Below are 13646 nucleotides of genomic sequence, written 5' to 3'. Positions count from 1 at the left end.
CTGAGAGACGACGCGACAGCGCTTGGGCCCGGGCGCGCGCGTCCGCGCAGCGCGCCTGGTCGATCCGGCGGCTGCGCGCAAAACCGGCGCCTGTTGGATGGAGACGCTCCCATGCCCGAAGGCCACCGGCGCAGTCGCTCACGCGCGCGCCGAAGCCGCGATCCAGGCCTGACCCCGCTTCCCTGGGCCCCGGTCGACAATCCCTACCCCCCGATGGCGCCGCTGAGCGCCGACCAACTGGAGGCGATCCACGACGCGTCCCTCACCCTCCTCGAGGAGGACGGGATCGAGGTGATGAGCGCCGCCGCCCTGGACCTGTTCGAGAAGGCGGGCGCGACAGTCGACCGATCGACCGGCGTCGTGCGTCCCGACCGCGCGCTGGTGATGGAGCAGATCGCGAAGGCGCCGAGCCGCTTCCGCCTTACCCCGCGCGAGCCGGCGCACGCGCTGGAGGTCGGCGGCGGGCGCCTGCATTTCGGCCTCGTCTCCGGCGCCCCCAACCTGCACGACCGGATCAACGGCCGGCGCGCGGGCAATCTGCCGGACTACATCAAGCTGATAAGCCTGGCGCAGAGCTTTCCCTGCATCCATTTCCTGGGCTCGCAGCCGGCCCCGCCGATCGAACTGCCGGCGAACAGCCGGCATCTCGACATCGCGCGCGCAAACCTCGTCTACACCGACCGGATCTTCCATGCGATCGGCATCGGCGCAGGCCGCGTGCAGGATGCGATCGAACTGGTCGCCCGCGCGCGCGGACTGACGGCCGAACAGCTGGAGAGCGACCCGTCCGTCATCGTCAACATCAACGTGAACAGCCCGCGCAAGCTGGACGACGCGATGACCGAGGGGTTGATGGCCTGCGCGCGCGCCAACCAGGCGACGATCATCACCCCCTTCACCCTGATGGGGGCGATGACGCCGGTCACGCTGGCGGCCGCCCTGACGCAACAGAACGCCGAGGCGTTGCTCGGCCTGACGCTCGTCCAATTGACGCGCCCGGGCGCGCCGATGGTCTATGGCGGCTTCACCTCCAACGTCGACATGAAGACCGGCGCGCCCGCCTTCGGCACGCCGGAAAACGCCAAGGCCAATCTCGCCGGCGGCCAGTTGGCCCGCCGCTACGGCCTGCCGTACCGCACAAGCGACTGCAACGCGTCCAACACCGTCGACGCGCAATCCACCTGGGAGACCATGATGGCCCTGTGGGGCGCCTGCATGGGCCACGGCAATCTTATCTACCACGGCGCCGGCTGGCTGGAAGGCGGGCTGGTCGCCAGCTTCGAGAAGCTGATCGTCGATGCGGAGATCCTGCAGCATGTGATCTCCTTCTTTCAGCCGATCGACGCCAGCGCCTCGGAGATCGGCCTGGACGCCATCAAATCGGTCGCGCCTGGAGGCCATTTCTTCGGAACCGAGCATACGATGGCGCGTTACGAGACGGCGTTCTACGCGCCCTTCCTCTCCGACTGGCGCACCCAGGAGAACTGGGCGCTGGACGGGGCCAAGACCGCGACGGAGCGGGCGACGGAGCTTTGGCAAAGGGTGCTGGCCGACTACGAGCCGCCGGAGATGGACGAGGGCCGGCTGGAGGCGATCGACGCCTACATCGCGCTTCGCAAGGAGGCGCTGCAGGGCGAAGAGCCGTAGGGGGAGGGCTCGTTTTCCCCCTCCCCCCTTCAGAGGGGAGAGGGCTCTTTTCTCCCTTCCCCCTTCCCCCTTCCCCCGATTCATGTAAGCTCGCCCGACTGTCCGATTTCCGACATCCCTGTCGGAGCCAGGAAGGAAAGCGCCGTCGCGCATGTTCGAAGGCCCGCCCGACAAGCTGCCGCAGCACTTCGGCTATCTGCTGTTGCCGAACTTCTCGCTCATGGCCTTCAGCTCCGCGATCGAGCCGCTGCGCGCCGCAAACACCTTGTCCGGCAAAGAACTTTACCGCTGGACGCTGTTGTCGTCCGACGGCGCGCCGGTGGCGGCGTCGAACGGCATCGCGGTGATGCCGGAGCGCTCGCTGGCGGAAGAGATGCGCTACGACGGCGTGATCGCGGTGGGCGGCGCGGGCACCGAGCGCGTCAAGGACCCTCGGATCATCGGCTATCTGCGCCGCATCAGCCGGATGGGATCGCATCTGGGCGCGGTCTCCACCGCGCCATACGTGCTGGCGCACGCGGGCCTGCTGGATAACCGGCGCTGCACGATCCATTGGGAGTATATGGACGGTTTCCGCGAGGATTATCCGCACCTGGACGTCACCGACGAGCTGTTCGAGATCGACGGACCGATTTTTACCTGTTCCGGCGGGACGGCGGCGATCGACCTGATGCTGCATCTGGTCTCGGCGCAGCACGGCCACGAACTGGCCGCCGCCGTCTCAGAATGGTTCATCCACAAGCAGATTCGCGAACAGAACGAACATCAACGCATGGCGCTGCGCTTCCGCGTCGGGGTCAGCCATCCGAAGCTGTTGGCCGCGATCGAGAAGATGGAGGAGAACCTGGAGGCCCCGGTCGAACGCGAGGAGATCGCCGAGTCCGTCGGCCTCTCAACCCGGCAGTTGGAGCGGCTGTTCCGCAAATATCTCAACGCCACGCCGCGAAAATATTATTTCAGCCTGCGCATGCAGCGCGCGCGCATCCTGCTGCGCCAGACGACGATGTCGGTGCTGGACGTGGCGCTTGCCTGCGGCTTCGTTTCGGCCTCGCACTTCGCCAAATGCTATCGCGAGTTCTTCGGCCATTCGCCGCGCGAGGACCGCGCCCCGGAGGCGTGAGCCGCTCAGCCGCCGCCTCAGAACCCGGCGCCGCCCGTCAGCGTCCAGACGACGCCCAATCCGACCAAAGCCGCCAGCGCCAACGGCCCCGCCGCCAGCAGACCGAAGCGCGCGCCCCCGACCGCGAGCGCCATGCCGGCCTTCACCAAGCTGTTGACCGAGCCGGCCAAGATGATCCCGAAGGCGGAGAGCGCCAGCGCCAGATCGTCCTGCGCGCGGCTGGCGAGCGTCAGCGTGATCGCATCCACGTCCGTGACGCCGGAGACCGCGGCGAGGGCCGCGACGCCGGCGCCGCCGAACGCCCGCTCCAAGCCTTCGGCCGCCAGCATCACGACGGCCAGCACGGCGCCGAAGCCGATCGCCGCCTTCAGCTGCAGCGGATTGCTGAGCGGCGCGGCTTCGCCTGTCTCCTGCTGCGTGCGCCGAATGTTGAGAAAGAGCAGCAACGCGCCGCCGTAGACCATCGCCGCCATCGCCGCCGCCGCGGGCCAGAGGGTCAGCAGCAGATCGCGGTTGAGCACGAAGGTCACCGCCGCCATGCGCGGAAACATGGTGCCGCAGGCGATCAGGACGCCGGCGGCGTAAAGCTTCGCCCGCGCGCCGTCCGAACGCGCAAGGCGCGAGAAGTGCAAAGTCAGCGCGGTCGAGGAGGCGAGACCCGCGAACAGCCCCGTCAAGGCCGCGCCCTTGCCCGGCCCCGCCAAGCGCATCGCGAAATAACCGGCGAAGGAGACGGCGGCGATCAGCACCACCATCCACCAGATCTGATACGGGTTCAGCGCCCGCCACGGCCCGTAGCCCTGATCCGGCAGCACCGGCAGGATGACGACGGAGATCAACAGCAGCTTCAGGCCGGCGCGCAGCTCAGTCTCCTCCAGCGCCTTCACCCAGCCGTGTATCTGCGTCTTGGAGCCAAGGAGGAAGGCCGTCGTGACGGCCGCAGCCGACGCCTCCGTCATGTAGCCGAGCGTCGCCGCCGCGCCGAAGACGAAAGTCAGCAACGCCGCCGCAAGGCTGGTGACGCCGACATCGTCCGTCCGCCGGATTGACTGCCAATAGGCCACGCTCAATACGGCCGTCAGCGCGAGAAAGCCGACGGCGGCGAACACCAAGGCCGGCTTTTCTGAGACGAGGCCTGCGAAACCTCCCAACAGACCGATCAGCCCGTAGGTGCGCACGCCGGCGACGCGCGCGCCTTCTTCAAGACCGCGCCGCGACCAACCGCGCTCCAACCCAATCAGCAAACCCAGCGCCAGAGCCACGGCGAGCGGGATTATCGCGCCTGGTTCGATAGGGCCTCCGTCCATAGATCATCGCCCTTCGCCGCCTGAGACTTCGCCCACAGTGGCGCCGCGCGACGCTTATGGAAAGGGCCGGCCCTCGGCTAGCGCTTGCGGCGGAAAAGACGTCGGAGCACCCCGCCCTTCGGGCGCAGGCGCTTCGAGATCGTCTGCACCGTCTTGTTCAATTGCTTCTGCGAGAAGAGCCGAAGGAAGGAGTCGGGATCCGGTCGGCGTCCGCTCCGCGCGAGTTCGCAAAGGCTCGCGACGAGCCGGTTGCGCTGCGCCTCCATCAGCACCGCCTCGGCCGAAAGCCGCTTCAACTCCCGCGTCTTCGCCGCCAATCGTCTATCCAAGAAGGGCGCATCCGCGACGGTGAGCGCCGCCGCTGGCGTGCCGATCGAGGTGAGGCGGCCGAGAGGCCTCGCATTTTCCGATACGACGGTCGTGTGAATCGGAACCTCCGCCCGATATCTCAGGATAAGGCTGGCGCGACGTGTCTTTTGCTGCAACTCCGACCCGCTTGCGAAGCGCGCGAGCCGGTCCGGCGCCTCGCTTGCGCCCCAAACGCGTTTGCTGAACCGCTGAAGCCGGCGGTCGGCGCGCAGCCGGTCCGTCGCCCGGACCCGCGTTCGCACGCTGTAGAGGATGGTGAGCTTGACCCATTTGTAGTGCGTGTGTTCGATCTGGCCTGAGCCGCGGCACTTCGGACAAGAGACCGTCTGCGTGACGGTACGTCTTTGCGGAATGAGGCCCGATGCGCCGCATGCGGTGCACATAACGGGGTCTTGCGTGTAGTATCCTCCCGTCGTGCCGGGCTGCGGCACATACCGCCGCCTCCAGTGCACGCCTTGCCCGCCGCAGGAGAGGCAGCGTTTGTAGTCGGTGTGTATGGTCTTCTGCTCGACCTTGCCCGATGCCCCACATTTAGCGCACAGCTTCTTTTCGACCCGGTCGACGACCCGGCGACGCTGGGTTCGGTAGGCTAGCGGGGCCGAGTTCCGGTACGCCTCCGTTTCTCCAAAGGCCGCCTGAAACCATTGAGGCGCGACGGCGCGCGTCGCTTTGTCGGGAGCGCGCAGAGCCCGCTGGCGCGTCTGGTCGTGGACCTTGCGAAGATGCTTGGGCTTGATCAGCCGAAAGCGCACCGCATTGGCCGGCGGGGCTTGCCGTTCGGCGGTCGCGTAGTCCACCGACACCTTGATGCGGCGCTCCACTGTGAAGACGCCGGGCGTCTCGGAAGACGTCGACACGTCGAAGGCGCCGAACGAGTCGAGAATCCCGCCGAGGCGGCTGTCGCAAACTCCCATCACCGCGCGCACCCCCGCATTTCATCGCGCCCAAGGTGCATTATGGCGCAACGTCAAGCTCGCCGCCACATCGCCGCGCGCGCGGGCGTAGGGCGGGAAAGCCCGGCGGATCAGACGCCCTATATCAGGGGGGCGCCCAACGCCTCCCGCCGAACCTCGGCGCTTGTTGGCGCCGCGTCATACGCGCCCGCCCGCTTCCAGAGTGCGCACGATTTCCTCTTCCAGGTTCTTGCGCCGCTGGTGCAGACGCTCGAGCTCGCCCGGCTCGTCGACGCCGGCGCTCAGCTCGTCGCACACCTCATGGTGCGCGCGCGCGACGGCCTCGAAGCCGCTCACAGTCTCAAGCGCCTCTTTTATCCGGGACTCGTACTCCGGCAATCGGGCGAGCAGGTGGGTCACATATCCAGACATGGGTCGCCTCCTTTCCTTCCCGGTCTCTATGGAAAAGGTGGGAAGGCGACCCAAGGCCGACAATGACGCCGGCCGAATGAAAACGGGCGGGCCTCTCGGACCCGCCCGTTCGCGTTTCGCAGCGTCGACAGAGCGACGTCAGCCGCCCAGCGCCTTGACGATGTCCTCGCACATCTTCTTGGCGTCGCCGAACAGCATGGTGGTGTTGTCGCGGAAGAACAGCTCGTTCTGGACGCCGGCGTAGCCGGACGCCATCGAGCGCTTCACGAACAACACCTGCTCGGCGTCCTCGACGTTGAGGATCGGCATGCCGTAAATCGGCGAGGTCTTGTCGGTCTTGGCCGCCGGATTTGTCACGTCGTTCGCGCCGATGACGAAGACCACGTCGGTGCTGGAGAAATCGCGATTGATCTCCTCCAGCTCGAGCACGTCGTCGTAATCGACGTTCGCCTCCGCCAGCAGCACGTTCATGTGCCCGGGCATGCGGCCTGCGACCGGGTGAATGGCGTAGCGCACCTGCGCGCCGTTCGCCTTCAGCAGTTCCGCCATTTCGCGCAGCGCGTGCTGCGCCTGGGCGACCGCCATGCCGTAGCCCGGCACGATGATGACGCTCTCGGCCTGCTTCATCATGAAGGCCGCATCTTCCGGCCCGCCGGATTTGACCGGCCGATCGTCGTCGCCCCCGCCGCCGGTCGCGGCGCTTTCGCCGCCGAAACCGCCGAGGATGACGTTGAAGATCGAGCGGTTCATCCCCTTGCACATGATGTAGCTGAGGATCGCGCCCGACGCGCCGACCAGCGCCCCGGTGATGATCAGCGCCGTGTTGGCCAGCGTGAAGCCGATGCCGCAGGCGGCCCAACCGGAATAGCTGTTCAGCATCGAGACGACGACCGGCATGTCCGCGCCGCCGATCGGCAGGATCAGCAGCAAGCCGATGGCGAAGCTCAGCAGGACGATGGCCCAGAACAGCCACGCCTGTTCGGTGGCGCAGAACCACGCGATCAGAACCACCAGCAGGATGCCGAGGCCGGCGTTCAAAAGATGCTGGCCGGAGAAGACCAGCGGCTTGGAGCCGAAGATCCCCTGCAACTTGCCGAAGGCGACGATCGAGCCGGTGAAGGTGATCGCGCCGATCGCCGTGCCCAGCGCCATTTCAATCAACGAGGCGACGGCGATGTCGCCGGCCGTGCCGATGTTGTAGGCCTCAGGGCTGTAGAAGGCGGCCGCCGCGACGAAGACCGCCGCCAGACCGACCAGACTGTGGAAGGCCGCCACCAGCTGGGGCAGCGCCGTCATGACGATTTTCTGAGCGATCACCGCGCCGACGGCGCCGCCGATCACGATGCCCAGGATGATCCATTCGTAGCTGACGACGTTCGGCATCGCGATGGTGGTGATCACCGCGATCGCCATGCCGATCATGCCGTATCGGTTGCCCATCCGGGCGCTCTCGGGGTGGCTCAGACCGCGCAGCGCCATGATGAAGCAGACGGCGGCGATCAGATATGCGAATCCAGCCCATTGCATGGGTTCGTCTCCTTATTCCTGTCCGCCGTTACTTCTGCTTCTTCTTGAACATCCCCAGCATCCGGTTGGTCACCAGGAAGCCGCCGAAGATGTTCACGCTGGCGAGCACGATCGCCAGGAAGCCGAAGATTTTGGAAATGTTCATGTCGGCCGGGCCGGCGGCGATCAGCGCGCCGACGATGATCACCGACGAAATCGCGTTGGTGACGCCCATCAGCGGCGAATGCAGCGCCGGGGTGACCGACCAGACGACGTAGTAGCCCACGAAACAGGCCAGCACGAAGGCGGTGAACAGCACGATGAAGGGGGTGCCGCCGGTCGCCGCCGCGGCTTCTGCGGCCGGACCGGAAAGCGCGGCCGCCTGTTCCGCCAACGCGCCGGCCTTCTCGGCGAGCGCGCGGGCCTGTTCCTGCAGGCTCTGCGCCTGCTCTAAAAGCTGCTGCTTGTCCATCGCCTCAGCCCTCCTGCTTGGGAGCGTCGCCGCCGTCGGCGCCGCTCGGCGTATCGGTGGTCTCGGCCGCGGGCGCAGCGTCGGCCTGCTTGGCCTCGGCCTTCTTCGCCGCCGCCTTCTTGGAGGCGGCCTTCTTCGCCCCGCCTTTCTTGGCGCCGGACTTCTTGGCCGACGCCTTCTTCGCCGCCGCCTTCTTGCCCGTCGCCTTCTTCCCCGGCCCGGCGACGTCCTTCACCCGTTCATGCAGGATCGCGCCGTCCTCGCACACCAAGGTGCCGGCGACGATCTGATCCTCCTTGTCGAGAGAGAGCTTCTTCGTCTCCTTGTCGATCAACGGGGTCAGGAAGTTGACCAGGTTTCGGGCGAACAGCTGGCTGGTCGCCTCCGCCAGACGGCTCGGGACGTTGGGATGGCCGACCAGCGTGACGCCGTGCTTCTCGACCACCTTGCCGAATTCGGTGAGCGGGCAGTTGCCGCCGCTCTCCGCCGCCAGATCGACGATCACCGCGCCCGGCTTCATCGACTTCACGTGATCCTCGGTCACCAGCACCGGGGCCTTGCGGCCCGGGATCTGCGCCGTCGTGATCACGATGTCCATCTTCTGGATCTGCTCGGCGATCAACTCGGCCTGCTGGCGCTTGTAATCGTCCGACATCTCTTTGGCGTAGCCGCCGTCCGCCTGGGCCTGTTCGAACTCCTCGTTCTCGACGGCGACGAACTTGCCGCCCAGGCTCTCGACCTGCTCTTTGGTGTCGGGGCGCACGTCGGTCGCGAAGACCACCGCGCCCAAGCGCTTGGCGGTCGCGATCGCCTGCAGCCCGGCGACGCCGACGCCCATCACGAAGACGTTCGCCGGATTAACCCGGCCGGCGGCCGTCGACATCATCGGCATCGCGCGCGGGAAGAACTCCAGCGCGTCGAGCACGGCCTTGTAGCCGGCCATATTCGCCTGGCTTGAGAGGATGTCCATCGACTGCGCGCGGGTGATGCGCGGCAGCAGCTCCATCGCGAAAAGGCGCACGCCCTTTTCGGCCGTCTGCTTGACGAGGGCGGGCTCGGTCAGGGCGTTCGCCTGGCAGATCAACGTCTGGCCTTTGGCGAACAGCGCGAGCTCGTCCTCCATGGGGCGCTGGATTTTCAGCACGACGTCCGCGCCCTTGACGGCCGAGGCCGCGTCCTTGGCGATCGTCGCGCCGGCCTCCTTGAAGGCGTCGTCATGCAGCGCGGCCTCGTCGCCTGCGCCGGCCTCGACGACGACCTCGCAGCCGAGATCGACGAACTTCTTTACGCTGTCGGGGGAGCCGGCGACGCGCTTCTCATGCGCCTGCCGCTCCTTCAGAATGGCGATCTTCATGGATGTCCTTACTCGGAGCCTGTTGTCGGCGCCCGTCCCTTGTCAGCTCGTTTCGGTTCTTAATCCCCAGTCGCAACGGGCGGAGGCGAGTGGACGCGCGATCGCGCCGCGCTCCGCATCCCCCTCCCAACTCACCTTACAAACGCGTCCGCCGATCCCCTTCGGCGGACGGAATAGCTCGGCTCAAAGTAGGGCCTTCCCCCGGCCCTGCCAAGGGTCGGGCGAAAAGAAAGCGAGGATGCGGCGAAAAAGGGGCGTACGTCTGCGTACGCGTCAGCCGTCCAACTTCGCGCGGGCCAGCGCGTCGCGCTGGCGCTCGGCCAGCTTGTCGACGTCGAACTCGCCGATCAGGTCGTGGAAGGTGCGGTGCCAGTTGATCTCCGCCTTCAGATGCATGAAGACCGAGCCCAGCCCGATCGCCGCGCGATCCATCAGCACGAACTCCCTCGGCGGCTCGACCCCGCCGATGCGTTTCAACTCCTTGTGCACCTTGCCGGCCACCTCGGCCCCGTAGCGCCCGCTGTCCTGATCCTGGATCTTCTGGACCTTGTCCTCCATCAGGGGCTTGTAGAGAAAACGCGCCCAGATGTTGAGGACGTCGAGGGTCTCCTTGTCGAGATTCTCGAAACCCCAGCGTTCGTACGCGTACACGGCGTGATCGTCGTCGTCGTCGCGCAAGGCGCGGTAGAGTTCGATCACCCCTTCGACGAAACTCGGCGGGAAGACCCGAATGCAGCCGAAATCCAGCAGATTGACGCCGAGGTCGTCGCGCACCGAATAATTGCCCATATGCGGGTCGCCGTGGATCACGCCGTAGTAATAGAAAGGCGTGTACCACGCCTTGAACATCGAGGCGGCGAGCGTGTTGCGGGTCTCCAGATCGGCCTCGCGGAAGTCCATCAACGGCTTGCCGCTGAGCCACTTCATGGTCAAAAGCCGCTTTGTGCAGAGATCGGGAACGGTCTCGGGCACCGTTACGGCCGGCTCGTCGCGCAGCATGTAGTCGTAGAGCGCGATGGCGCGCGCTTCGCGGGCGTAATCCAGCTCCTCGCGCAGCCGCTCGGAGAGCTCCTCGTAGATCTTCTGCGTCGAGATCGCGTTGTCGTAGCGCTTGTATATCGAGAAGACCAGCTTCAGCTGCTTCAGGTCGCTCTCCACGGCGGAGGCCATGTCGGGATATTGCAGCTTGCAGGCGACCGTCTCGTCATCGTCCAGGGTGGCCCGGTGAACCTGCCCCAACGAGGCGGCGTGCGCCGCATCGCGGTCGAAATGCTTGAAGCGTTCGACCCACTTCTCGCCCAGCTCCGAGCGCATGCGTCGGCGCACGAAGGGGTAGCCCATCGGCGGCGCGTTGGTCTGCAGCTGGCGCAGCTCGTCGGCGTATTCCTGAGGGATCGCGTCGGGGATGGTGGCGAGGATCTGCGCCACCTTCATCACCGGCCCCTTCAGGCCGCCCAGCGCCTGAGTCAGCTCCTCGGCGTATTTCGAATTGTCGAGCTTGCGCCCGAGATAGCGCGACGCCGCCAGCCGCCCGCCGATCCCGGCCATGGCGGTGCCCACTTTGGCGTAGCGTTTCGCCTGTCCGTAGAAGCTCTTCTCGTCCGACATGAAGGGATCGATTCCTGTTGGGATGAACGCCGCGTCACGCCCTTCAATACGTAGGGCGGCGGGGGACGGTTCAAAGGGGAAAGCGCCCGTTCCGCTCACCCGCTTTCAAGGGGCGGAAGACATCTCGCGCCGAGTCAGGACGCCACGCGCGCCAACCACTCCAGCACCCGGCGCGCCGGCTTCTCCGACGTGCGCCCCAGCATCATGCCGTGCCCGACCCCGGACAGGATCTCCGCGGTCACGCCCAGACTGCGGCCCGTCGCGCGCACGAATGCGGGCGGGATCAGGACGTCGTGGTCGGCGCCCAGCACCTGAATCGGCAGACGGCCCGCGATCCTGGACGCGTCGATGCGCACGCCGCCCTGCATGTCGAGCACCGCGCGGCGGCTCTCCGTGGTCAGGCGCGCGTAATAGGCGTGCGCGGCCTCCTTCGGCGTCTCCGGCGTAAACAGGGCGCGGTTGACGCTGTCGAGGCTCATCCAACTCGGCTGGCCGCCTTGGATCATGGCCAGTTCGAAGAACAGCGTCGGCTGGAAGGTCATCAGGCTGAGGCTCGGCCCCCAAAGCCCCGCCGGCGGCACGCTGGCCAGCAGCGACAGACCGGCGACCGGCGGCGCGGCGCCCCGGGCGAAGGCGCGCTCCAGATACCGCATCGCGACGAAGCCGCCCATCGAATGCGCGACCAGGATCGGCGGCGCCGGCTGATCCTTGATCATCGCGTCGAGGTCGCGGACGTAATCCTCGACCCCGAACCGATCCAACCGATCGCGCCCGGCGCTGTCGCCGTGCCCGCGGAAGGAGAAGGCGGAGGCCTCGTAGCCCGCCTCGGCGAAGCGCTGAAGCCAAGTCTCGCCGAAGCACCAGGCGCCGGCGAAGGCCCCGTGCAGCATCAGCACCGGCGTCTTGCGGGCCGCGACGCCTTCCGGCGGACGCGCGCGCAAAACCTCCAGCGCCAGCGGCTGGGACCCTTCAGGCATCGATGCGCCTCCCCCTCAAATGCGGCCGGCGGCGAACCGGCTTTCTCAGAACGTCGCCTCGAACTCGTCGATGAAGCGCTCCAGCACGCCGAGCCCTTTGCGCCAGAAGGCGGGATCTGAGGCGTCGAGGCCGAAGGGGGCCAGGAGCTCCTTGTGCCGCATCGTCCCCCCGGCTTGGAGCATGGCCAGATACTTCTTCTGGAACTCCGGATGCCCGTCTTCATAGAGGGCGTAGAGCGAATTGACCAGACAATCGCCGAACGCGTAGGCGTAGACGTAGAAGGGCGAATGGATGAAGTGCGGGATGTAGGCCCAGAAATTGGCGTATTCCGGACCGAAGCGGAAAACGTCGCCCAGGCTCTCCTGTGAGCAGTCCATCCAGATCTCGCCGATCCGCTCGGCCGTCACCTCGCCGGAGCGGCGCTCTTCATGGACCCGGCGCTCGAACTCGTAGAAGGCGATCTGGCGCACGACCGTGTTGATCATGTCCTCGATCTTGTTGGCCAGCAGCGCGCGCCGCGCCTTCGGGTCGGTCGTGTTCGCCAGCATCGACTGGAAGGTCAGCATCTCGCCGAAGACGCTCGCCGTCTCGGCCAGGGTCAGCGGCGTGTCCGCCATCAAGAGCCCCTGCTCGGCCGCCAGCACCTGATGGACGCCGTGGCCCAGCTCATGCGCCAAGGTCATCACGTCGCGCGTCTTGCCCTTGAAGTTCAGCAGCAAGTAAGGGTGCGCGCTCGGCACCGTCGGGTGGGCGAAGGCGCCGCCCGACTTGCCCGGGCGCGGCGGCGCGTCGATCCAGCCGCCCTCGAAGAAGCGAGCGCCCACCTCCGCCATCGCCGGATCGAAGCGCCGATAGGCCGACAACACGGTCTCGGCCGCCTCGTCCCAGGCGATCTCGCGGTCGTCGTCGGCGGGCGGCGGGGCCAGACGGTCCCAATAATCCAGCGTCTTCTCGCCCATCCACTTCGCCTTCAGGCGATAGTAGCGGTGCGACAGCGTCGGGTAGGAGTCCTTCACCGCGTCGACCAGCGCGTCGACCACCTCGTCCTCGACCAGATTGGCGAGGTTGCGGCTGGAGACCGGGCGCGCGAAGCCGCGCCAGCGGTCCTCGATCTCCTTTTCCTTGGCGAGCGTGTTGGTGATCAGGCTGAACAGCTGAATGTTCTCGCCCAGCGTCTCGCCCAAGGATTTGGCGGCGTCGCGTCGCACGGCGGCGTCGCGGTCGCTCATCTTGTGCAGGATCTCGGTGTTGGTCAGCCGTTCGCCCCGGTACGGAAAGCGCAGCCCCGCCAGCGTCTCGTCGAACAGGCGGATCCAGGCGGCCCGGCCCGCCACCTGCTTCTCGTGCAGCAGCTTCTCCAGATCGTCGTCGAGCTGATGGTCGGCGAAGGCGCGCACGTCGCGCAGCCAGGGGCCGTAATGGGCCAGCGCCTCGCTCGCCGTGCGTTTCGCCTCCAGATCCGCCTCGTCGATCCGCCGCAGCTCCAGCTCGAAAAACAAGAGCGTGGAGGAGATGTCGGTCACCCGCTCCTGACAGTTCTGGTAGAACTGCCCCACCTTCGGGTCGGAGACGTTGGAGGCGTGGCGCAGCTGCGCGTAGCTCATGATGCGACCCAGGATCTCCTCGATCCGCTCATATTCCGCGATCGCCCCGGCGAGCGCGTCGCCGTCGAGATCGGCGACCTTGCCGGCGTGCGCCTCGGCGAAGCGGGCGGCCTCGTCTTCCGCGCTTTCGAAATCGGCGCTCAGCTGCCGGCTGTCGACCCCGGGGTAAAGGTCGTCGAGATTCCAGATCGGCAGGCCGTTTTCGTCGACGAAGGCGGTTTCGCGCGCGGAATCGGGCATGATGGCTTGTCTCCTTTATGGGCTCGACGCCATATAGGAGACGCGGGCGGTCCGGGCAATGACCCGAGCGTCCGCGACGAGAAGCCGATCGGCGCGCCGGAGGAGAGGCGGAAAAT

10 protein-coding genes and 1 pseudogene are annotated in these 13646 nt (G+C 66.8%); 2 read left to right on the top strand and 9 right to left on the bottom strand.

All coding sequences use genetic code 11. The features are described from left to right. The first annotated feature begins 111 nt into the window (after positions 1-111). Positions 112-1647 (top strand): trimethylamine methyltransferase family protein, encoded by a 1536-nt coding sequence (locus tag RIB45_RS10750; protein ID WP_350050269.1) that lies wholly within the window; start codon positions 112-114, stop codon positions 1645-1647. 151 nt (positions 1648-1798) lie between these two features. Further along, the gene (locus RIB45_RS10745; protein WP_350050268.1) at positions 1799-2767 is read left to right on the top strand and encodes a GlxA family transcriptional regulator; all 969 of its coding nucleotides are present in this window, start codon (positions 1799-1801) and stop codon (positions 2765-2767) included. A gap of 17 nt (positions 2768-2784) precedes the next feature. Here RIB45_RS10745 and RIB45_RS10740 read toward each other — a convergent pair whose 3' ends face one another. The 9 genes and pseudogenes from RIB45_RS10740 to RIB45_RS10700 all read right to left on the bottom strand — a co-directional run bounded on the left by RIB45_RS10740 (position 2785) and on the right by RIB45_RS10700 (position 13530). After that, positions 2785-4074, bottom strand: a complete 1290-nt coding sequence (locus RIB45_RS10740) for an MgtC/SapB family protein (RefSeq protein WP_350050267.1) — start codon at positions 4072-4074, stop codon at positions 2785-2787. A 77-nt stretch (positions 4075-4151) separates the two neighbouring features. Continuing rightward, positions 4152-5357 (bottom strand): DnaJ-like cysteine-rich domain-containing protein, encoded by a 1206-nt coding sequence (locus tag RIB45_RS10735; RefSeq protein ID WP_350050266.1) that lies wholly within the window; start codon positions 5355-5357, stop codon positions 4152-4154. Between the two features lie 177 nt (positions 5358-5534). Continuing rightward, complete coding sequence (locus RIB45_RS10730) at positions 5535-5768, bottom strand: hypothetical protein (RefSeq protein WP_350050265.1); 234 nt, start codon at positions 5766-5768, stop codon at positions 5535-5537. 138 nt (positions 5769-5906) lie between these two features. Further along, positions 5907-7295 carry an NAD(P)(+) transhydrogenase (Re/Si-specific) subunit beta gene (locus RIB45_RS10725; RefSeq protein WP_350050264.1) on the bottom strand — a complete coding sequence of 463 codons (1389 nt, stop codon included), beginning with the start codon at positions 7293-7295 and terminating at the stop codon, positions 5907-5909. Between the two features lie 28 nt (positions 7296-7323). Beyond that, positions 7324-7746, bottom strand: coding sequence for an NAD(P) transhydrogenase subunit alpha part 2 (locus RIB45_RS10720; RefSeq protein WP_350050263.1), 423 nt, complete (start codon positions 7744-7746; stop codon positions 7324-7326). 148 nt (positions 7747-7894) lie between these two features. Continuing rightward, positions 7895-9100 (bottom strand): annotated as a pseudogene (locus RIB45_RS10715) (Re/Si-specific NAD(P)(+) transhydrogenase subunit alpha); the annotation flags it as partial. Between the two features lie 273 nt (positions 9101-9373). Further along, entirely contained in the window at positions 9374-10708 is a 1335-nt protein-coding gene (locus tag RIB45_RS10710) for an ABC1 kinase family protein (protein WP_350050261.1), read from the bottom strand. 134 nt (positions 10709-10842) lie between these two features. Then, positions 10843-11685 (bottom strand): alpha/beta hydrolase, encoded by an 843-nt coding sequence (locus RIB45_RS10705; RefSeq protein ID WP_350050260.1) that lies wholly within the window; start codon positions 11683-11685, stop codon positions 10843-10845. Between the two features lie 45 nt (positions 11686-11730). Beyond that, a complete protein-coding gene (locus RIB45_RS10700) occupies positions 11731-13530 on the bottom strand; it encodes a M3 family oligoendopeptidase (protein WP_350050259.1) in 1800 nt (599 codons plus the stop codon). Positions 13531-13646 lie beyond the last annotated feature (116 nt).

The sequence above is a fragment of the Marivibrio sp. genome, from assembly GCF_040218065.1.
GTDB lineage: Bacteria > Pseudomonadota > Alphaproteobacteria > UBA8366 > Aestuariispiraceae > Marivibrio.
Note: the sequence above shows the minus strand (reverse complement) of the source record. Positions and strands in the feature narration are given on the sequence as shown.